Raw genomic sequence first — 21,553 nt, forward strand, 5'->3', positions numbered from 1 at the left:
ACTTCACGTTGTGGACGGTTCGACGTGTGCGCTCCCGTGAGGAGTCTCGTCTTCGTCAGGTGCGATCAACCACGTGAGCGCGGCTGCACCGGAAGTCACCAGTCGTGCAGGGCGGCGTCGTGGTCGTCGGCGCGGAGGTAGCTCTCGCGTGCGACGAGGGTTCCGCGGACCGGGTGGGGGACGGGGCCCCAGCGGCGGATGGTCGTGGACGTGCCGGGGTTCTTGAGAGCCCCGATTGTGTAGACCTGCGCGCGGCCGGTGCGGGTGTCGATGCCGACGAGCGACGTCTGAGCGCCGCAGCGCTGGGCGACGAGGCGGTCGTACACCTGCCACGTGCTGGTGCGTAGTGCGGAGAACTTCGGGGTGAAGGCCGCCGTGCGGGGGACCTCGATGAGCATGAGCGCGCCGCGGGTCGTGGTGGCCACGAGGAGGTCACGGCTCTTCTCCGAGCGCAGAAGAGTGAGGCCGCGGTAGGTGGAGAAGCCGGTCTTGATGCCGGCGCTGCGAGCTCCGGTCGGAGATCCGAAGTGCGTGAATCGGCGGAGGTTGCCGCCGTCCAGGGTGTAGAGCGTGGCGGCGTCGCCCTCAGCGAGGGCGCGGACCGGTGGCAGGCCCCGTACGGCGACCTCCGACAACCAGTGGGGGTCCGGGCTGCTCGGGTACAGGATCGCGGCCCAATGCCGGTGGTGGCGGTAGATGCGACCGCTACCGGTGGCGGTCGCGATGGAGTGGTCGGCCTTGGGGCCGATGGTCACGTACTCGTGGACCCGGTAGGTGCCGACTGCCACGGTGTCGGGCGTGATGAGGCCGTCGAGGTAGTCGTCGCGCCACGTCGTCGTAGTCGGTGGCGACGCCACGGTCAGGGAATGCCTGACACCATCGCCGGTCGTGTCGAACGCGGTGAAGGCGACCTCGCACGTGCCCACGGTCGGCTCCGCCGCGGGGGCTGCCGTCGCGGTGCCGGCCGGGATCGCGAGAAGTGTTGCGATAGCAAGGGATACGACGACCGCAGGCTTCATGGCCTCCTGATCGTCGCCTGACGCAGAGCGTTACGCCCAGTGAGATCCATCGTGCGACCTCACCCCCTCACCTGCGTCTGGATTCGGTCAAGACCCGGTGTGCCCAGCGGAAGCGGTGCGGTGTCGGTGCTCCACTCGACTCAGCTGCGTGTGTCGGCACAAGGAGGCGTCATGAGAAGGCGTGTCGGGTGGGGTCGGGTTTCGGTGGTCCTGGCGGCGGTGGCGGTCGCCGGTCTCGTGCTGCCGGCATCGGCGACTCCCGCCGTCACGCCCACGGTCGAGACAGCCGTCGCAAGAACGTCACGCCTCGGCGGCGCCGATCGCTACGAGACCGCGGCGAAGATCGCCCTGCATCACTCGGGACGCCCGGGGACGATCACCCAGGCGCTGCGGGTGGTCCGGGGTGATCGGCCGCTGGACGCGGCTGCGTCGGCCGGCTCCGGGACTCCCATGCTCTACCTGCCGCCGCGCGGCCCCATCCCTGCCGTCGTCAGGCGTGCCTTCACGCGGATCGGGCCACGCAGCGTCGACGTGATCGGGAGTAGAAGCGTCATCTCGACCTCACGTCTGGCCGGGATGACCAAGCAGCCCGTGAACCGCCGTGACCTGAACACGCCGAAGCTGAGCCTGACCACCTCCGTGGAGAGGACGTCCTGGGAGGAGCACGTCGTCATGGTCGACGGCCTCGATGTGGTGGCGACGGAACCGCTGGCCGAGGCGTCGGTCGCCATGGCCAACCGCTCCCGCACCGTCATCATCGTCCCCCCGAAGGGAAAGGTCGATGCGGAGGGCGGCTACTTGACGGTGCTCTTCAAGGGCCGGCACCGCTTCGTGGGACGGGCAGCTTCCTTCAGCACGACGCGTCAGAAGGAGGTGCTGGTGGGGGTCGATGCGCAACGCCTACCGGGGTCGACGCTCGCGGGGCCCGACCGGTACGCGACATCGGCGCAGCTCGCCCGTGAGGCCTTCCCGCATGGTGCGTCGCGGGTGTACCTCGTGGGCGGCACGAACGGCGTGGATGCGGCGGCAGCCGCGAGCCTCGCCGACGGTCCGCTGCTCCTGGTGCCGCGCTGTGGGGTGCTGCCCGAGTCCACGCGGCAGGCGATCGCCGAGGCCCACCCGCGGGAGGTGGTGGCCATCGGTGGCACGGCGGCCGTGTGCGAGGGAATGCTGACCCAGGCCGCAGCGGCCGCCACACCTCTGCCGCAGGAGCGGGTGTCGGATATCGCGACGTCCTGGATCGCGCCGACCTGCCTGATCGTCACGGGGGGTGAGGTGCGGTGCTCGACAGACGATGACCAGTGGGCGCCGTTGGCCGGGCAACCGGAGCCCATGACAGCGATCACCGTGGATGACCGCCGCAACGCGGACTTCGTGCGATTCTCCGTCGTGGGGGAGTCCGGCCGCCTGTGGACCTGGGAGACGCGCGTGAAGGAGGGCAACTCCTTCGCGCACACGACACCCGCCGCGCTTCCGCCGCCGCCGGAACCCGTCGCCACTCTGGCCACCGGGAACGGGGTGACGTGCGTCGTGGGGACCGCGGGGGCCTCTCGTGCCTCGCAGATGCCGACGAGGGCGAGCGCGTCTGGGTGCGGGTGGACGTGCGCGAGCCGCGATCGGTGTCGGTGAGTTGGAGCGGGGTGCATGCCGTGGATGCCGACGGGCGCCCCCGCGCGTGGTGGTTGGACGGCACGCGCGCCGAGCCGGTCGTGCTCAAGAACATGCCGGAGCGGGTCGTGGCGTTCGACGCCCGGGGGCAGCAGAAGTGGACGCTGACGCCCGACGGCACCATGCGCGGTGATCACATCGGGGGCGAGTTCGACGGGCGTGGCGGCATCGTGGACTACGGCGTCGACACCTTGGTCGGCCATGGATGCGGCACACAGGGCGCCGTTCTGCGGTGCCATCGTGACGGTTGGTTCACCCCGGACGGATTCGTCGCGCCGGCCGGCACAGCGGTGGCGCAGGTCGAAGACCCCTGGGTGCGGCTCTCCGACGGGCGGTTGTACAGGATGCACCGGTTGACCGCCCCCGGGCCGTGGACCGTCGAACCCGTCAGGGGATTCGAACGTTGAGACCGCCAGGTTCGCATCCTGCCCCGACCGCTCAAGGAGACCGCGGGGGATCTGACGTGGTGGGCGCGAGCCGCGACCGCCACGGCCACGACCAGGCCTTGTGCCTGGGCGACCGTGGTCGGCGCCCGACCTCACCTGAACGTCACGCCGAAGACGCCGCCGTACTTCTGCTGGGCGTAGGCGTCGGAGACGAGGCCGGCGCGCTTGGTGGTGACCTTGCTCCACGTGGCGGTCTTGGTGTTCCACCGGTACGTGGTGTGCGTGCCGGAGAACTTGCCGGTGCTGCGGTAGGGCTTGAGGTCGTGGTCGACCACGTACCGCACGCCGCGGCTGGTGTAGAAGGTGTAGCCGTGGATGGCCCACGGCATGTTGACGGTCCTCCAGTCCTGGCCGCCGTTGCGCCACCTGCGGGTGCCGGGGACGGCCTGGGGGACGAGCTTGCCCTTGTGCCAGCGGTAGACGCGCAGTGAGGCGCCGTCGCCGACCGGTGAGGGGTTGAGCACGATCTCGGCGCCCGGCGTGCCGTCGAGGCCGGCGGCGCCCCACCAGATCGCGTCGATGTCCTCGCCGTTGTCGGAGATGACGACCGGCGTGGAGGCGCGGGCGCCGCGGGCGGTGCGGGTCTCCAGGGTGTAGGTGTACTGCGTGTTCGTGGGCTTGGTGAGCCTGAGCGTGGTGGTGTCGCGGCGTCCGTCGCCGTCGATGTCCATGCGGGACGTCTTGACGGTCGGTGGCTTGGCGGTCGGCGCGGCGGTGGTGTCGGTTGTGGTTGCGACGCTCGGAGCTGCGCCTGCGGTGGCCGATGCGGCGATGGCGGCGACCGCGGCTGCGGTGAGCGCGTACATGGTGGTCGACGTGAACATGGTTCCCCCTGTGGATCCGTGACAGCGTCCGCTCGGTCCCCTGCGGACACGCCCATCCTTCTCCTGCGAGGCGGAGACCGGAAGGCCGTCTATCCGCTCGTCTCACAACGGTGTCCGAGTCGTGATCGGGGTGGGGTGACGGGGAGTGCCGGCGCTGTGGGGGAGTGGCGTTCGAGTTTGCTTCGAGTTCATTTGCGGACAAGGGCAGATGAACGACTGGGGTGATTCAAGTCGAACGTCCAATACGGAAATGCGTGACAACGGAATGGTTTATCAGAACGGGCGTCCTGGACGCTCGAATGATTGACCGTCGCTTGACCCCGTCTTGGGGTATTGGAGAGGGTCGAGGCGGGTCGCTGAGGTGACTTTTCAGCCACGTCTGGCCGGTGACGTTGGGGATGCGCGGCCTCGGTTCGAGGACTCCCAGGGTTCTCCCAGTCAAGGCGGTCTGGAGTTGGTCGAGTGTCATGACATGCCTGGTGACAACGGATTTCGCGAGGGTCGAACGTCCGGATCCAGGGGCTCTGGGGAGGGGGTTCCTTGTGATCTATGCCACACAATCAGGCCTCAGATCGACGTCGTTCCTGCCGACAACACGCGCCCTGAAAGTTATGGAGAACGTCAAGACCTGGGAGCAACGTGAAAATGGTCTGTAATGCCGCTCTGTCTTGAGCGATGATCAGGTTGGTGTAACCATCAATACGGCGGGCAGCCATCGGATCCCCGGTGGTCTGGGGGAAGTAGACCCCAGGGGTCCAGCCCGATCCACACCCCGAGTTTCAAACAACACGAAACAGCCTTCAGGAGGCAACCGTGAGCTCTGCAGCCAAGCTGCGTTACATCGGTCGCGGCACCGCCGTCGTCGCGTCCGCAGCACTCGTCATGACTTCGTTCGGACCGGCGGCGTTCGCGGCTTGGGATGACGCTCCCCAGACGCCCAACGTCAACGAGGCCAGCACCATCGAGGACAGTGAGACGGAAGGCACGATCGGCATCAAGGACACCAACACGTCCTTGGCCAACAACCAGGGTGCGACGCTGGTGCAGGCCGGTGCCAACGACCAGCCCATCGCCGACACGATGTTCACGCTGCCGAACCGTTTCAAGGCCGGCGACGTCATCGAACTCCACCTGCTCGACCGTCAGGTCAGCGAGGAGAACGACTACAAGTTCAACTCCGGCCCGTCCATGGCTGTGGGCTTCTCTGGCGCCCCCACCGTGGCGGTCGACGCTGCACCGAAGTCCTCCACTGCGGAGATCAACCCCGACTCGGATATCACAGACCCGGTCGCTGCTTGGGCGGCTGCTCAGGGCTCTACGGTGACCAAGCCCGGAGTTGCCCCGTCGTTCTCCGTTGCTACCCGTTCGTCCAACGGCGGCCCCGGCCAGAACGTGCTGCGCCTGACCGTCACCAGCGAGGCCTCGACCGGGGACCCGGACGGCCGCTGGGTCGTCAACCTCAGCGACCTCAAGGTGAACCTCGGCTCCGCTGTGACCCCGGGGGCCCTGCGCCTGGTGCCGTTCTCGATCAATGCGGACGGCAATGCGACGGAGTGGTTCTGCGAGAACGCGCCGTACTCCAACAACGACACGACCACCCCCACCGACGACACGATGCGCGAGATCGGCATCTACACCGTGCCGGCCTACGTGGCTCCGGCCAAGATCGCCGCCGAGACCAGCATCATCGCCGACGGCAGTTCGCAGAACATCGGCGACCTCACCATCGCCGAGACGCAGCCGTATTCGCTCGGTGACGGGCTCTACACCCTCCGCCTGTCGGGTGCCACGATCGCCAACACAGCGACCTCGCAGGTCAAGGTTGCGGTCACGAACGGTGGCACCAACGAGACCGCTACGGTCACGAACATCTCTCAGGACGGCACGACGCTGACGTTCCGCCTGAGCAACACCGACGCCACCAAGGCCTCGACGCTTGCTGTGTCCGGCCTGCAGCTGCGTTCCAGCTCGCCGCAGCCCATCACGTGGACTCTCGCGGGTGACTCGCTCAACGCGTTCATGTCCACCGCAGGTCAGGGCGCTCAGGTCAGGGACGCCGCAGGTAACACACTGGTTCGTGACGAGGCGTCGTTCCTTAGCGAAACCGGAACCCAGCCGTACAACACGGTTGTGGATGACCCGGCTGTCGCCACGGACAACACCGCGGGTGCCGATCTGACCCAGCAGGAGGCGGGCAAGTTCGTCACGCCGGCCGGTGGTTCGCAGACGGTCAATGTCACGTGGACGGGTGGGACGCCTCAGTACGCGATCACGGATGGCGCTGGCGACGCAGCCACTGGCATTGGCGCCGACCCGGTGATCGGTGACCCGACCGTGACCGATCCGGTATCTGCTGCGAATCTGACACTGATGGGCGGGGACGGAACCTACACGGTGACCGCTAGCCCGGCCGTCAACGAGATCACCACGAACACGGCTGGCGTGACCATGACGCAGGACACGCTCAATGGGCTGGCTGCCGGTCCCTACACCACCACGTACCAGACCGACGGCACCCGTCAGTTCTGGACACTTTCCGACGGCACGACCACGTGGAACTCCATCAACGGCACGGACTTCTGGACCGGAGGGGACTCCTCTACGTACACGGTGAGCGGAACCAACACGTTCGACCTCACGGGTATCGCCCCGTCGGCCGGCGCGTTCACCGTCGCGCAGGACGAGCCCGCCTCCTGGACCCTTGCCACGCCCAACGGGACCACCGCGACCAGCACCGACGGGACCACCTTCACTGGCGACTTCGATGGTGACGCGTCGACGGCGGCTACGACTGTCACGTTCACGCTCCCCACCGGCGTCAGCGCTCTGGAGACGGGTACGTTCCAGGTCGCCGACACTGGTACCGCAGCGACTTGGGCCTTGGTCGACGCGGAGGTCATCGGTGCCGACGGCACCGAGTACACGGACGTGACCTACACATCGACCGATGGCGTCACCTTCACCAAGGAAGCTACTGCGCCTGCTGGTGCTCCGGCCACCATCACCTTCGCTGCTGCACTGAGCGATGACGCAACCTCGAGCTTCGTCGTTCAGGAGCTCGCGGCCGAGCTGGACTGCGGCGTTTGGCAGAAGGACATCCTGGCTCCGGCGAACGCTCTCCGTATCACCGGCGGGGCCACCGCCGGCACGGCGAGCATCGGTGGATCGAACCGCTTCGGTACGGCTGCCCGCATCGCGCACGAGTACGTGCGTTCCACGGGTCTGCCGAACGCCGACACGGCGATCATCGTCAACGGCATGTCCGCACCGGACGCTCTGTCGTCGAGCTTCCTCTCCCAGCGTGAGGGCGCCCCGATCCTGCTCACCGCTCCGGGCCAGCTCCCGGCGGAGACGGTCGAGGCTCTGCGCGACCTCGGTGTTCGCAAGGTCTACATCGTCGGTGGTCGTACCGCTGTCGGTGGGGCGGTCTTCGACGCTCTGAAGGCTCAGGACGCCTACATGTGGGACGCTGCCGCCAAGGCGATCAAGCCGCGTGGTGACAAGCTCGAGGTCGTTCAGCTCGGTGGCGACAACCGCTACCAGACGAACTGGCGAGTCAACACCTACGCCGCTGCTCAGACCGCTGCTGCTGCGCCCGTGGGCAAGATCTCGGTCGGCTACGGCCAGGCGCTCAAGACCACGGCCATGGTGGCCCGCAGCTCCACGGCGAACGACTTCGTCGACGCTCTGTCGGCCAGCGTCCTCAGCGCCGGTCGTGCAGGTGGCCTCTCCGAGGTTCGCGAGGCTGGCGCCGTGCAGCTCTTCACGGTGACGACCGGCTCGTTCGGCCTCGCAGCCGGTGCGAACGTCGCCACGCTGGCGGCGGGGCAGTACCGCCTCGTCGATGGCGGCGCCGTGCAGCGTTACGACGGCACCAACTGGGCCCCCGTCGGCACGTACACCGCCAACGACCTGACGATCGCCGGGGTCGTCTACCCGCTGTCCGGTGTGGCTGCCAGCGGCAACGCCTTCACGGTGAGCGCCAACCCGGAGGCTGGTGCGCAGTTCGGGTACGACACGACCGTGGGTCGCGTCAACGCTCTCCCGGTCATCCTCACCCAGCCGACGCAGCTCGTCGATGAGGCCGCCTCGCAGATGCGGGCGCTGCACATCGAGCACGCGCTGCTCATCGGTGGCGACTCGGCGCTGGCCCCCGCGGTCAACGACCAGGTTGCCAAGGTCGGTGCGACGAGCTACCGCATCGGTGGCGCCGACCGTTGGGAGACGGCTGCCAACGTCAACCGGTTCGCCATGAACCCGCAGACGGTGACGGCGGCTGGCCAGACGCCGGGCCTCGGCTTCGACGGTGGCCACATCTACAGCGACGCCGTAGGCACCAACCGCGTCGGTGGCGAGATGGTGAGCTACCTGGCTAACGGTCTGAAGTTCCCCGACGCTCTGGTTGCCGGACCGTGGGTCTCCCGCACCCGCAACACCATGCTGATGACGCTGCAGAACGACCTCCCGGCGCCGTCCGCGACGTTCATCAGCGAGAAGGCTGCGCAGATCGACCGCGCTGCCGGCCTCGGTCAGGGTGCTGCCGTCAGCAGCGCCGTCATCGTCGAGGCGAACCAGATCGCTTCCAGCAAGTGATCGACGCGTGACTGATCGGAGACTGACAGCTTGATCGTCTGGTCCGAGCGGCGGGCCGGAACCTGACAAGGTTCCGGCCCGCCGTGTGCGTTCTTGACTCTGCCTATACCCCATCCTTTCCGACCCTCCAGGAGAGTGGAAACATGAAGCTCACCATCCTTGCCGCCCTGCCCATCGCAGCGATTGTTCTCGCAGGCTGTAGTGGGAACGGGGGTGGTGACGAGAATAACCAGCAACAGACGAATGCCGCTGGGACTTCGGCGGCTCCGGTGCAGACCATCACACCCGGCGCTACGCACGGGAACGCGGATCAGGCGGATGTCAAGGTGACGAAGTGCGAGGCCACCGACGCCGCCGTGGAGATCGAAGCGGAGATCACCAATACCACGAAAGAAAAGCGCAGCTACATCATAACGGGCATGGCGCACAACGAGAAGAATGAAGGCGTCGCGTCGGCTGCGATCATGGTCGACGACGTCGAGCCCGGCAAGACGGCCAAGGGTAGCGGGCGATCGAACTCTCCCGCTAAGGGTGAGATCCAGTGCACTATCACCCAGATCGAGAGCATGCCGATGGGCTGATCCCTCACGCCAGACTTCGGCGCCGCGCCCAGTCGGGTAGCGGCGCCGTCGTCGGTTCTTGGGCGAGGGTTCGTCGCATCCCCAAGAACGGGTTCGGTGGCGTTTAGGATCACCCGATCCCTCGATCCCCCGGCCACCCGCGAGGCGCAATGGCGTCTTTGACCCAAACGCTTCCCGTCCAGGACGTACGTACGCAACGTTCAAGTCGCGCACCTCACGACATCGCTTTCTGGGCCGATGAGCAGGGACAGGCCGTCCTCCTCCCGGCGCCGATCTCGAGCTCTCGGAGAGCCTCATGCGCGCGTCACACACCTCACGATTCACCCGGACCTTGGCGGCCACAGCAGGTGCCGCCGCGTTGACCGTGGTTCTGGCGTTGCCCGGGCAGGCTGCCACCGTCGACCGCATCGCCGGGGACGACCGGATCGCGACCGGCCTCGCGGTGTACGAGTGGAACCGGCCGGTGTTCACCTCCGACGCCGTCGTACTCACTCGAGCAGACCAGTTCGCGGATGCTCTCGCCGCCGCGCCGCTGGCCGCCGCCATGAAGGCTCCCGTGCTCTCGACGTTCCCGCGGTCCATCGACGGTCGTGTGTTGGCGGCGATGAAGCGTCAGAAGGTGGAGCGGGTGGTCATCGTCGGGGGTGCGAGCGCGGTGAGTGAGGCCGCTGCTGCGCAGCTGCGCGCCGCGTCGTTCACCGTGGAGCGTATCGCCGGCACCGACCGGTTCACCACGGCCGAAGCGGTCGCGAAGAAGACCGTGAACCACCTGCCGAGGAGCCGCGTCCCGGTGTATGTCGCCGACGGGCTCAAGCCCCACGACGCCCTCATCGCCGGCGCCGTCGCCGGACACCACGAGGGCGTCGTCCTGCTCTCCGCCGGCCGGACCCTCAAGCCCTCGACGCGCCAGCTCGCCGCGTCCGACATGGCGTCGGGGAGGATCGGCGTCGGAGCCGCAGGCACGGCAGCCCTGCAACCCCTCGGGCTCCCCGAATCGGTCAGCGGCTCCACACCTGAGCTGACCTCCGCCAACGCGGGCAAGTGGTGGTACCGGAGTGCGTCATCCGTGGTCGTCGCCTCTGCCGGGGGATGGGCTGATGCGCTCTCCGCTGCGCCACTCGCAGCTTTGACCCGCGCGCCGCTGATCCTCGTCGGGCCTGGCAGCCTGACCCCGCAGACACGGGCGTACCTCGGGTCGAGTCGGGCTACCAAGGCCACGATTCTTGGAGGGCATATCGCTGTTTCACCGACGCTGGCCAAGCAGGTTGGAGCGGCTATGCCGAAGTAGGGCGCCCTCTCAGGGGAGTTCGGATCGAGACGTCCGTGAGTCTATGCAATTCAGTGGTCGCGACGTGAGGACAAAAGCCGCCTGGTCCAGGCCATGAACTCAGCAGGGCTCGTCAGGCCCATCATCATCGGCAAAGCAGGTGACCCGTTCCGCTGCCCACGTTTCGAGGGCGTGTCCGCTGCAAATCAGTGTCTGGTCCTTTCCCTCATTCCAGGCGTGGCGTGGAAAATCTAGCGGTCAGTCCTACTGGGGGCGACGCCAACGAGAAGGCGCCGGACGCAGGAGAGCCGCGGCGCCGGGCAGTCAGCAATGTGCAGTTTCTCGGCTCATCACAATTGAGGGTGTAGCTGCGGTCTGAGGCCGCTGGCCTCAAGGAGGGGCTCGGGCGATGTAGCTGGGGAGGTTGCGGAAGCCGAGGGTGGCGCCGCGGAGGTGTTCGAGTCGGCCGTTGACGGCTTCGGTAGGCCCGTTGCTGGTGCGGGGTCGGTTGAAGTAGGCCAGGACGACTTCGGCCCGCTTGGACAGGGTGCGCCCGAGCTTGCGCAGCTCGACCAGCGGGGCGGGCACGTTGTCGGCGAGGGTGTCGATGACGGACCTGGCCTCCGCGGCGCCGGCGGCCCGGTCGGGGTTGCGGTAAGCGGCGATGAGTCGCTGGTAGATGCCCCAGGTGCACTCGACCAGGATGTGGCGCTCGTGGGCGAAGAGCTTGTCGAGGCGTTCCTGCTGGTGTTCGGTGAGCAGGTCGGCGCCGGTGTGCAGGGTCCGCCGCGCGGAGTAGAGCGGGTCGCCCTTGCGGCCGCGGTGGCCGTGCAGGTTCTGCTGGACGCGGCGGCGGCATTCGTTCAGCACGTCGACGGCGAAGCGGACGACGTGGAAGGGGTCCATGACCGTCACTGCGTCGGGCAGCTCTTCGGTGGTGGCGGTCTTGAATCCGGAGAACCCATCCATCGCGACGACCTCGATGCCCTCGCGCCAGGCCTGGTCCCGGTCGGCGAGCCAGTCCTTGAACGCCTTCTTGGGCCGGCCCTGCACCATGGCCAGCAGGCGGGAGGGTCCGGTGCCGTCGCGGACCGGGGTGAGGTCGATGACCACGGTGACGTACGTGTCGCCCTTCCGGGTGTGCCGCCAGACGTGCTCGTCGACCCCGACCACGCGAACGCCGTCCAGGCGGGCCGGGTCGGCGATCAGCAGCCGCTGGCCCTCGGCCAGGACGGCGTCGTTGGCGGTGTTCCAGGAGACCGCGAGTCCCTCGGCGACACGGGCCATTGACAGGTGGCCGACCACGATCGCGACCAGTCCCACCGCAGCCCGGTCCGGGAGATCTTCGCCCGGGGTTCGGCGGCGGCGGTGGTGTCCTGACGCCACACGTGGCCACAGTCGGCGCACCGATATCGCCACACGGTGAACAGCAAGGTCGTGGGTCGCCAACCGAACGGTTCGTGCGTCAGCTCCCGGGTCACGGCGTCCCGCGGGGTGCCCTGGCAGCCGCACCGTCGGCACCAGTCGTCCGGCTCGACGACCCGACAGGCGAGCACGGCACGGTCGGGTTCGAGGAGCTGGCCGGTGGCCTCCAGTCCGAGGGCGTCGGCCGGCGAAGGTGGTCAGGTCAGGGCGCGCGAAGGTAGCGTCAGACAACGTCGAGGTCTTTCGGATGGCTGGCGTAGGAACCTCCATCTTCGGAAGACCTCGACGCCTACCCCGGGATCGACGCGCCAGCGCCCACTACACCCCCATCTGTGAAGAGCCCGATTTCCGTGCAGGTCCCCCAAGCACACGAAGCATTCACCCAGCGCAAGCGGTCCGATAGCTGGCAGCTGAACGCATCCTCCTCGGGAGCAGTGGTCGAGGCAGGACCAGCGCTGGCAGGTCGGTGGAGAGCCCGTCGGCAGAGCCGGGGATCGGTGGACTTCGACGTCGAGGCGCGCCAGGGGCCGCAAATCGCACCTCGGGCGGGCGCAGGCGTTCCCGTGAACATGTACCTGACGAACGCAACGCCATCGGCCCGGTGAATTCTCCGATCCTGGGCGCCGCCGTCGATCCCGGGTTAAAAGAACCCCTAGCCCTAGGCCACTCTGTCGAGTAAGCTGTCCCCATGGGGAAGGACGACAGCATCCGCGAGACTTACTCCGCCTTAATCAGCCGAGCTGATCTCGAACAGTTCAAACCGAACTCTAACGCCATGTTGGCCCTTGAGTTGAAGTACGGTCTGGACGACCTTCGGACCGTTGCAGACGACGCACTCACGGACGACAAGCTGGACCGAAAGTGTGACCTACTATATATCGACCGTGAAAATGGGCTCGCCGTAATTGCGCAGGCATACGAAGCGGACTCTTTGGACAAGGCGCAACCGCCCGCCAATAAAGCCGCCGACCTCAACACTGCCCTGACGTGGATTCTTGATGGTCAGGTACCTAGTGCAGAATTGGGCGAGAAGTTGCGGGCAGCCGCCCAGGACCTACGATCCGCCCTGGCGGGGGCGGAGATTTCGACCCTGGAGATTTGGTTTGTGCACAACCTGCCTACATCACCTAACGTAGATAAGGAGCTTCGGCAGGTCGAAGGAACGGCTGCAAGCTTGGTCCGTCATCACTTTCCCGACGCAGACTCCCCGGAGGTTCGCGCGCTACAAGTCAGCCGAGACAGAATCGTGTCCTGGTACCGGAACCAGGACACGGCGATTTTGGTGAGCGACACGCTTACAGTCCCTAAGATCGGGGCCTGGTTTGAGCAGGCGGGGAGCGACTGGAGAGCGATTTGCACCTCCATTCCCGCGGCCTGGCTTCGCGATCTCTATACACAATACGGGGATGAACTCTTCTCCGCCAATGTGCGTGGCCCGATCCCCAGTCGCCGCTCTTCGGGAAACATAAATTTCACGATCGGCCAGACAGCAAAGAGCGACCCGGATCACTTCTGGGCGTACAACAATGGCATCACGGCCATTGTGAACTCCATAAACCCAGCCGAGGATGGCCTAAGGATTGAGGGCATTGCGATTGTCAATGGCGCTCAAACCACCGGATCGCTCCCCCGGGACAAGAATTCGAAGCTAGAGGGCGTCCAAATCCTCGCACGCTTCGTCGAAAGCTCGAACCGCGACGTCATTGACGGCATCATCCGGTATAACAACAGCCAGAACCCCATTAAACCTTCGGATTTCCGTAGCCGAGACAGGCACCAACAGAGACTGCGCAAGGAGTTCAGCGCAATTCCCGACGTGACCTACCTAGGCACGCGCCGAGGAGGACGCGACGATGCTGCAAAAAAACCATCGAACTACATCAGCGCAGACACGGCGGCGCAATCTCTAGCCTCATTCCATAGGGATCCAGGGACTGCCTACCATGAACTCAAGCAAATCTGGGACCGGGATGACCAATACGCGACCTATTTCGGGGATCACACTACCGCGACCCACATCGTGTTCTGCTGGTCACTACTGCGGGCAGTTCAATACCTCAAGCAGGACTACGTCACTAGGGAAGAGTCTCTGACTTCGTCCGACAAGCAGGTGCTCCAGTTCCTTAGGAAACGGGGCGCAACGTTCCTCTTAGTCTCCGCCATCGGTTCTACGATCGACTCCATTTTGGGTCGAGCGGTGCCGTCATCCTTCCGGCTTTCATTCAGCCCTCAAGTTAGTCCCGCTGAGGCCGTCAAAGTTTGGTACCCCGTCGTTCTTGCACTTGCATCGCTCGCACCAAGCCTCGACGTCGATAACCAATCCGGGACCGCCTTCCAGCGGCACACAAACATCGACGAGCGTCTTGCTGGTTTTCAGCAGGCAGTCGCGGCCATTCGACGCCCCCTAGCCGACATCTTCGCGACGTTCGCAGCGACCGTGGTTGAGGATGCCACTCCGGAAGCTCCTTGATCTAGTGGGCCGTGTTTGAAGTTGTTGGACGGTTGGCTTTCTTGAGGATGTCGTCGGCGGTCTTGGTCCACACGAAGGGGTGTTTGCGGTCGTTCCAGCCGGTGATGAAGGCACGGATCTTGGCGTTGAGGTCGGCGACGGATCGGAAGGTGCCGCGGTGGATGGCTTGGCGTTCGATGATGCCGAACCAGACCTCGACGAGGTTGAGCCAGGATCCTGAGGTCGGCGTGAAGTGGACGTGGACGCGGGGGTTGGCGCCCAGCCAGTCACGGACCTCGACCTTCTTGTGCGCGGCGTAGTTATCCATCACCAGGTGCAACTCGCGGTCGGGGTAGGCCTTGGCGACCTGCTTGAGGAAGGCCAGGAACTCCTGGTGGCGATGCCGGGGCTTGCAGGCCGCGGTGACCTGCCCCGTGGCGATCTCCAGTGCCGCGAACAGGGTCGTCGTCCCGTGCCGGCGGTAGTCGTGTGTGCGACGCTGGAGCCTGTCAAGTTGTCTGTGTAAGTGACCTGGGTCTCATGGGGTGTTACAGGTAGGGGTTGATGCGGTCGGGATAGATCAGGGCGAGCTCTCCCAGGGCGGCTTTCCAGCCTTGGATGACGGAACCCTCGACGAGCTTGCCGGGCGCCTTGCGGGGAGTTCCTCTGGGGGCGCCGGCTTCCTTGGCGCGTTCACGGGCCCGCTTGTCCTCGATGTTGCGGATGGCCAGCCACAGCAGCTTGATCGCGGCCGTGTCGCTGGGGAAGTGGCCGCGGTTCTTGATGATCTTGCGTAGCTGGTAGTTGAGCGACTCGATCGAGTTGGTCGTGTAGATGACCTTCCTCAACGCCGGCCCGAACGCCAGGAACGGGGTGAACCGCTCCCATGCGTTCTCCCAGGAGGCCACGGCGGCGGGGTACTTCTTGCCCAGGTTCGAGTCGGCGAACGCGGTCAGCGCCATCAACGCCGCGTCCTCGTTCGCGGCGGTGTAGATCGGACGCAGCATCGCCGCGACGGCCTTGCGGTCGGTGTAGGAGACGAACCGCATCGAGGCCCGGATCAGGTGCACGACGCACGTTTGGACCATCGCGCGGGTCCAGGTCGCCTCGATCGCCTCGGGGAAGCCGGTCAGACCGTCGCAGCAGACGATCAGCACGTCCTTGACGCCGCGGTTGGCCAGCTCCGCGCACACCGAGGCCCAGAACTTCGCGCCCTCGACGGCTTGGACCCAGATGCCCAAGACGTGCTTGACGCCATCCAGGTCCACGCCGACAGCGATGTGCGCAGCCCGGTTGGCCACGTGCGCGCCGTCACGGATCTTCACCACCAGCGCGTCGAGGTAGATCACCGGGTAGAACGCCTCCAACGGCCGCGTCTGCCACGCGGTGACCTCCTCGGCCACGGCGTCGGTCACGTTGCTGATCGTCTCGTGGGACAGCTCAGTGCCCAGCGTCGCAGCCAGATGATGCTGGATGTCGCGGATGGTCATCCCGCCCGCGTACAGCGAGATGATCATGTCCTCCAGTCCACCCAGACGCCTTGCGCCCTTGGGCACCAACGACGACGCGAAGGTGGAGTTACGATCCCTCGGCCGGTCCAAGCCGACGTCCCCGACCTCGGTCCCGACCGTCTTCGGGGTCGTGCCGTTGCGCGAGTTGCCCGAGCCGTTCCCACCCGGGTCGCCCTTCTCATACCCGAGGTGGTCGGTCAGCTCGGCCTGCATGCCCCGCTCGAGGACTGCCTTGATCATCTCGGGCAGGAATCCGCCCTCACCCGTCAGCGACAGGCCCCGCTCGTCGGTGGCGGCCATCAGCTTGTCGAGCATCTCGTCGTCGAAGAACTCACGACGCAACTGACGCGCTTCAGGCTCCTGCCCGGGCTCGTCGCTCTTCTTCGGCTTGGTCATAGCCATAGTCAATCTCCTTCAGGTGGGAGACCCCTCGCTTACACAGACCATCTGACACCCCCCGACGCTGCGGCAGACCGGGCTGCATCGGCAGCATCGGCGCGGTCCGGTCCAACGCCTGGATCTGGGACTTCTCATCCACGCAGAGCACGACCGCGTTCTGCGGTGGCTCCAAGTAGAGCCCGACGACGTCGGTGACCTTGGCCACCAGCTCGGGATCAGTCGAGAACTTGAACGTCTCCGACCGCCACGGCTGGATTCCGTACTCCTTCCACGCCGTGGCCACCGTCTTGTTCCCGATCCCCAGGTGACGACCCAGCAGCCGCGAGGACCAGTGCGTCACCCCCAGCTTGGCCGGTGGCGGCGCCAGCGTCGCCGCCACGATCTCGCGATGATCCACCTGCCGCGGACGACCCGAGCGCGGCGCGTCCGCCAGCCCCGCCAGGCCGTGCTCGACATAGCGACCCCGCCACGTCAACACAGTCCCTCTCGAGACCCCCACACGCGAGGCGATCTGCTCATTGCCCACCCCATCAGCCGCCGCGAGCACGATCCGCGCCCGCTGCGCCAACCCCGCACGCACCGAGCTCGACCGCGTGATCCGCGCCAACTCCGCACGATCCCCATCACGCAACGCCAACGTCGGAGCAGGACGATTCGCCATACCCCATGATCCCAAAACTCGAACCGTTCAAGAACTAACGACACGCTCCACTAGCAGGTGCACGGTCGTACTCGCGGGCTCCTCAAGCTCCTGGAGCCCGCAGTGCGTTCGCGGCCCCGCTTGCCATGCTGCTCGGGGGAGCGAAGTGCAACCGGTGAGAGGTTCTTGCTCCGGGCGCGTCGCTGCACCGAACGTCATCACCTCAGGAAAGAGGTAGGGCGATTGTCATGGCCGTCACCGTAGTGGCGACCAGCTGGCTTTCGGTGCACACCATGTGCCGATTGCCTTGGCGCATCACTGCATTCCTAATCCAGCATCGTGACTGTCACGCCACTCTTCCCTTTTCCCCCCTCGCGACGCGCCAGGTAGTGCCGTCGTAGGTGCGCACGAACCAGGCGTGGTTTCCGGGCCCGACACCTGTTCGGTAGTCGAGTTCGATCTCGCAAGGCTCCCTACCCGTATCCTGTAGCCAGGCGTCGAGCAGCGACCTTGGAATGGAGGGTCGAACGGTCAGTCCCCGCCCGCGGTGGATGAAGTAGCGATTCTCTCCATCGTCGCCCACGAACCATCCCAAATTTCCCCGCTGCTCGCCGTCGCATCGGATTTTCTTTGTCCACCTAAGGTTGTCAAAATTGAGTTGTACGTTCTCCGCTCGAAGGCCTTTCACGTACTCCGAAAGTCCGGCGGGGGCGCTAGGGGATGCTGAGTTCGGCGGTTCTTGACCGGGCTCTGGTTCAGAGTCGGCCTCGATTCGCACCTCCTGTGCAACGGCATTTTGCTCGGCCAATTCACGGACAACTTCGCGCAGCTCATTGAAAATGGCAGTCGACTCGCGCTTCCACTCCCCGTCGACTTCAGCCCAGGACTCGCTGTCCTTGCGCTGAAGCCTGTGGACATAGAAGGCGATCGCCAGTGTCGCAAGGAGGCTGGCTATCCCAAGCCAGGTCAGTCCCAAGTCCATCTGAACATGCTGCCAGACAGCTCCCCCTAGCGCTCAAACGATGTTCATATCCGATGGGTGGCCCCAGTCGGGTGGGCTCCAAGGAGCGCACCTTCCGAGGAGGAACGTGTGGCCAGAGAACCCTCGTAGCAGATCAGGGGCGTCGGCGGTACGAGAGTGACGGATCCGCGATGAACGACGCCCCTGTTCAGGCCTGCAACTCCTCGACCCGCAACACGACCTCACGGCCGGCGACGGTGACGACACCGACCCGTCCGTCACCGGTCGGATCGACATACGACCCGGCCTCGACGCGGTCGAACACGGCCACGCGTGGGGTGTCCCGGACGTCGACGACGACATAGGTCGGCACTCCTGCCGCCGCGTACTCGGAGCGCTTGCGGAGCCAATCCGTCTCGACCGACCCCGGGGACACGATCTCGACGACGACCTCCACATCACGGCCACGCACCCGCTTCGCGCCGCGCACGGCATCACCGTGAGCGATGACGACATCAGGCCGGCGGACAGTGGCCGGCACTTCCGAGATGACGATGTCCAGATCCGTCACCGGCAGGTAGTCATCGCCCAGGACACGATGGAACGCCAGCATGACCCTCGTGCCGACCCGGCGGTTCTCGTAGCTTTCGCCGGGACTCATCGTCACGTACCCGGCGACGAGTTCATGACGCTCGAGCTCGTCCTCCGGCAGGTCGAACCACGCGTCGAGATCGAGCGGCGTCGGCAGGGGAGTTGTCACCATCACGTACCTCCTTCGTGTCGCTGCGACCATCCTGCTCATCCGTGGGGTCCACAGGTGCTGCGAACCGCCGCCGCTCGTCTCGGACGTGCGTCTGGGACGACGCAACTGTTCGGACGCGTCACGGGGCCGCACCTCGGGGGTGGGAGTGTCGATGCGGGGGATGTCGGTGGCGCAGGGGGTGTCACCGGCTACTCATGCTCACGGAGGAGCCACCATGACCACCACCCGCCGCTCGCTCATCGCCGCCGGGCTCGGCGCCGCCGTCCTCGCAGCCACCGCGACCGGGATGCCGGCCGCCGCTGCACCCGCCCCCGCCGCCGCCGCATCGAGCGTGTACGCGGCGGTCACCAAGGCCAACGGGCGGGAGTACCTGCGCCTGATCGACACCCGCAGCGGCCGCGTCACCGCCACGCTCGCCTCGGTCAAGCCACCGGCCGAGGGCTACTTCAAGGACATCGACCTCGCGCCCGACGGATCCGTGCACGCCGTCACCCACGACGCCACACTCCCCGACAGCTACCGGACCCGGCTGCGCCGCTACACGACCAAGGGCGCCGTCGCGCTGCAGCCGTACATCCTCACCGTCAAGGTCGCCCCCAACGGCAAGACCCTCGCCACCACGTCCCTGTCCCCGGACGGCGACGGAGACGGATACGGCCTCGAGACGCTGCGGATCTCCAGCCTCAAGGGCATCAAGCTCCGCGACCTCATGACCTCCAAGGCGCCGGTTTGGAAGAAGGGCACGCCCTACGCGGGGAGTCCGACGATCAATGCCGGTGGGACGAGCGTGCTCGGCTGGCTGCCCGGCGGCAACCTCGCCGTCGACTGGGGCTGCTGCGACAGCGGCGCCTCCTGGATCGCCTCCAGCACTCGCACCAACCAGTCGACGACCCTGCCTCCGCGGCGCACACTCATGGGGACGTTCGGGACGACGATCATCGGGTACAAGGGCGCCTCGGTGCTGCAACTCCACCGCGACGACGACTACCAGCCGCTCATCCGCTGGGGGACGGCCACGAGCTACACCGGCAAGATCGTCGGGCGCCCGGGGTCGGTTGACTGGGCTCGGCTCGATGCCGTGGCCCGGAAGTACGGAGCCACGCCGATTCGCATCTCGCCCAAGACATATCCGTATCGCGGGGCTGGATCGGTGGTGCAGGCGTCGTTGTGAGAGGGCGCTCCTGCGGGCTCGCGGTGTGACGGCGCACCGAGGCGGGGCAGAGGTCGCGACACGGGCATAGCGGAGGGCCGTGTTGCCCGATCGCCGCATGGCGGGGTCGCTCCCGACACTGTGCTGGTGCTCCTGGTATCGGACCTCTGCCATCACCGGAATCCCGCCGTGCTCCTCCGATAGGGGGAGCACGGCCGCACTATCGGTCCAGCGCAGGCGGCGCAACACGTTCCGGAGCTGCGCTCACGCCGGCCGCGCCACGAACACCGTCTCGCCGTGGAGCAGGGCGTGGCGGAGGGTCTGGTCCGGGGTGCCGGGGTGTTCGGTGAGGTCGAAGCCGGCGTCGCGGATCCGAGTGCGCAGGTCGCGCCCGTAGTGACGGACGTGGTCGTGACGGCCGAAGTGCTCGAGGCGGCCGGCGTCGGTGGTGATCGAGGAGTCCTCGTACGTGTCGGCCCACCCCTCGACGATCGGCACCATGATCAGAGCCCGGCCGCCCGGAGCCAGGACGCGACGGATCTCCCGCAGCGCGCCGCGGTCGTCGTCGACGTGCTCGAGCACATGGGAGGCGACGACGACGTCGACGGAGGCATCCGGCAGGTCGATGGCCGTGATGTCGAGCACGCGATCGGCGGCGCCGGGGCGGATGTCGGCCGAGATGTACTCGCGGGCGAATCCCCGCAGCATCCGCGCCATCTCGGGCTCCGGCGCGAAGTGGAGCACGCGATCCTCCGGGCGCACCACCTGCTGCTCCGACTGCACGAGCATGAACAGACGATGCCGCTCCACCGACCCGCACCGGATGCACTGCGCGTCGGGGCGCGGCGGAAATCCCTGCGCCTGAAAGTGGCCCACGTGGCCGCACATGTTGCACTCCCGGGTGTGGCTCCCGCGCAGCTCACGCAGCACGCGCGTGGCATACCTGAACCGACGCAACCGTTGGAACCGCGGCGGAAACCCGTTGTGACGCTTCATGAGGCGGCCTCGTGTCGAAGGTGATGTCCGACCCATGATCACTCGCCGTGCCCCGCGCGCGTGGGACTACGGCGCGCGGCGAGTCCGCAACCTCAGATGCCACGCCAGCACGACGAGCGAGGCGAGCATCAACCACCACGGCGTCCATCGCAGCGCCGAACTCGTGACGACACCCGCCATCACGAACCCGACGAAGAACACGAAAGTCAGGTAGCGGGCGCCCGCGTCGTCCAGGGAGGTCGGACGACCCAGCGTCGACGCGCGCCGGGGGATGCGCACCGCCCGCCACGCGATCATCACGAGCACGACGACGAACGGGACGAACACGAGCAGTCCGTACTCCGTGAGGATCTCGACGAACGTGTGATGCAACGGCAGCACCCGCCCCACCTCGGGATGCTTCCAGCGCAGGAGTACCTCGAACCGCGCGCCGCCGACGCCCGTCCACGGGTCCTCACGCCACCACTGCAGGGCGATGCGCACGAGCGTGAGGCGCAGGGAGTCGGACCGGACCGTCTCGTCGTCGCCGGGCAGCAGCATCCACGCGAGGGGTTGGCGCGGCGCAGCGGCGGGATGACGAATGTCGCTGCGGCAGCGAGGATCAGCGCCGGGATCGTCCAACGCATCGACGGCCAGGCCGCGCGGGGGTAGCGGCGCGCGAGGGCGAGGATCGCGGCTCCGGCGGTGACGGCGCCCAGGGCCAGCAGGCCGGCTCTGCTGAGGGTGAGAGCGATGAGTGTCGCGAGCACGGCTGCGGTGACTGCGAGGGTGGCCAGGTAGGTGCGGGAGATGCGCTCGGTCATGCGCGAGAGCACCACGCCGACCCCCACGACCAGCACACACGCGAGGTTGTTGGGGTTG

15 protein-coding genes and 2 pseudogenes are annotated in these 21,553 nt (G+C 66.7%); 7 read left to right on the plus strand and 10 right to left on the minus strand.

Translation table 11 applies throughout. The annotated features are described in order from the left end of the window. Positions 1–95: 95 nt before the first annotated feature. Entirely contained in the window at positions 96–926 is an 831-nt protein-coding gene (locus QQK49_RS03200) for a hypothetical protein (protein ID WP_284302665.1), read from the minus strand. A 264-nt stretch (positions 927–1,190) separates the two neighbouring features. On the opposite strand from QQK49_RS03200, the gene QQK49_RS03205 reads away from it, so the two are divergent. Both QQK49_RS03205 and QQK49_RS03210 read left to right on the plus strand, forming a co-directional pair. After that, positions 1,191–2,648 (plus strand): cell wall-binding repeat-containing protein, encoded by a 1,458-nt coding sequence (locus QQK49_RS03205; protein WP_284302666.1) that lies wholly within the window; start codon positions 1,191–1,193, stop codon positions 2,646–2,648. Between the two features lie 20 nt (positions 2,649–2,668). Then, positions 2,669–3,094, plus strand: coding sequence for a hypothetical protein (locus tag QQK49_RS03210; protein WP_284302667.1), 426 nt, complete (start codon positions 2,669–2,671; stop codon positions 3,092–3,094). A gap of 131 nt (positions 3,095–3,225) precedes the next feature. On the opposite strand, the gene QQK49_RS03215 is transcribed toward QQK49_RS03210, so the two are convergent. Then, entirely contained in the window at positions 3,226–3,957 is a 732-nt protein-coding gene (locus QQK49_RS03215) for a hypothetical protein (protein ID WP_284302668.1), read from the minus strand. 813 nt (positions 3,958–4,770) lie between these two features. On the opposite strand from QQK49_RS03215, the gene QQK49_RS03220 reads away from it, so the two are divergent. The 3 genes from QQK49_RS03220 (at position 4,771) to QQK49_RS03230 (ending at position 10,419) form a co-directional block, all read left to right on the plus strand. Continuing rightward, on the plus strand, positions 4,771–8,550 hold the full coding sequence (locus tag QQK49_RS03220; RefSeq protein ID WP_284302669.1) for a cell wall-binding repeat-containing protein: 3,780 nt from the start codon (positions 4,771–4,773) through the stop codon (positions 8,548–8,550). A gap of 143 nt (positions 8,551–8,693) precedes the next feature. After that, positions 8,694–9,131: a hypothetical protein gene (locus tag QQK49_RS03225; protein WP_284302670.1), complete on the plus strand. Its 438-nt coding sequence runs from the start codon at positions 8,694–8,696 to the stop codon at positions 9,129–9,131. Between the two features lie 295 nt (positions 9,132–9,426). Next, positions 9,427–10,419 (plus strand): cell wall-binding repeat-containing protein, encoded by a 993-nt coding sequence (locus QQK49_RS03230; RefSeq protein ID WP_284302671.1) that lies wholly within the window; start codon positions 9,427–9,429, stop codon positions 10,417–10,419. Positions 10,420–10,748: 329 nt separating this feature from the next. On the opposite strand, the pseudogene QQK49_RS03235 reads toward QQK49_RS03230, so the two are convergent. Beyond that, positions 10,749–12,054, minus strand: a pseudogene (locus QQK49_RS03235) (ISL3 family transposase). A 457-nt stretch (positions 12,055–12,511) separates the two neighbouring features. On the opposite strand from QQK49_RS03235, the gene QQK49_RS03240 reads away from it, so the two are divergent. Beyond that, positions 12,512–14,293, plus strand: coding sequence for an AIPR family protein (locus QQK49_RS03240; RefSeq protein ID WP_284302672.1), 1,782 nt, complete (start codon positions 12,512–12,514; stop codon positions 14,291–14,293). Between the two features lies 1 nt (position 14,294). On the opposite strand, the pseudogene QQK49_RS03245 reads toward QQK49_RS03240, so the two are convergent. From QQK49_RS03245 to QQK49_RS03265, 5 genes and pseudogenes are all read right to left on the minus strand, one after another. Then, positions 14,295–14,774: pseudogene (locus tag QQK49_RS03245) on the minus strand (IS630 family transposase); the annotation flags it as partial. Positions 14,775–14,820: 46 nt separating this feature from the next. After that, a complete protein-coding gene (locus QQK49_RS03250; protein WP_431310566.1) occupies positions 14,821–16,098 on the minus strand; it encodes an IS256 family transposase in 1,278 nt (425 codons plus the stop codon). Between the two features lie 37 nt (positions 16,099–16,135). Beyond that, the gene (locus tag QQK49_RS03255) at positions 16,136–16,843 is read right to left on the minus strand and encodes an IS630 family transposase (protein WP_284302673.1); all 708 of its coding nucleotides are present in this window, start codon (positions 16,841–16,843) and stop codon (positions 16,136–16,138) included. Between the two features lie 325 nt (positions 16,844–17,168). Beyond that, entirely contained in the window at positions 17,169–17,804 is a 636-nt protein-coding gene (locus QQK49_RS03260; RefSeq protein WP_284302674.1) for a hypothetical protein, read from the minus strand. 187 nt (positions 17,805–17,991) lie between these two features. Further along, on the minus strand, positions 17,992–18,546 hold the full coding sequence (locus QQK49_RS03265; RefSeq protein ID WP_284302675.1) for a Uma2 family endonuclease: 555 nt from the start codon (positions 18,544–18,546) through the stop codon (positions 17,992–17,994). Positions 18,547–18,760: 214 nt separating this feature from the next. Between QQK49_RS03265 and QQK49_RS03270 the strand changes: the two genes are divergently transcribed. After that, a complete protein-coding gene (locus QQK49_RS03270; protein WP_284302676.1) occupies positions 18,761–19,717 on the plus strand; it encodes a hypothetical protein in 957 nt (318 codons plus the stop codon). A 243-nt stretch (positions 19,718–19,960) separates the two neighbouring features. Here the strand turns inward: QQK49_RS03270 and QQK49_RS03275 are convergent, their stop codons facing one another. Continuing rightward, a complete protein-coding gene (locus QQK49_RS03275; protein WP_284302677.1) occupies positions 19,961–20,692 on the minus strand; it encodes a methyltransferase domain-containing protein in 732 nt (243 codons plus the stop codon). A gap of 66 nt (positions 20,693–20,758) precedes the next feature. Beyond that, complete coding sequence (locus QQK49_RS03280) at positions 20,759–21,232, minus strand: O-antigen ligase family protein (protein WP_348536071.1); 474 nt, start codon at positions 21,230–21,232, stop codon at positions 20,759–20,761. Positions 21,233–21,553 lie beyond the last annotated feature (321 nt).

It is taken from the genome of Mobilicoccus caccae (assembly GCF_030161635.1).
Lineage (GTDB): Bacteria > Actinomycetota > Actinomycetes > Actinomycetales > Dermatophilaceae > Mobilicoccus > Mobilicoccus caccae.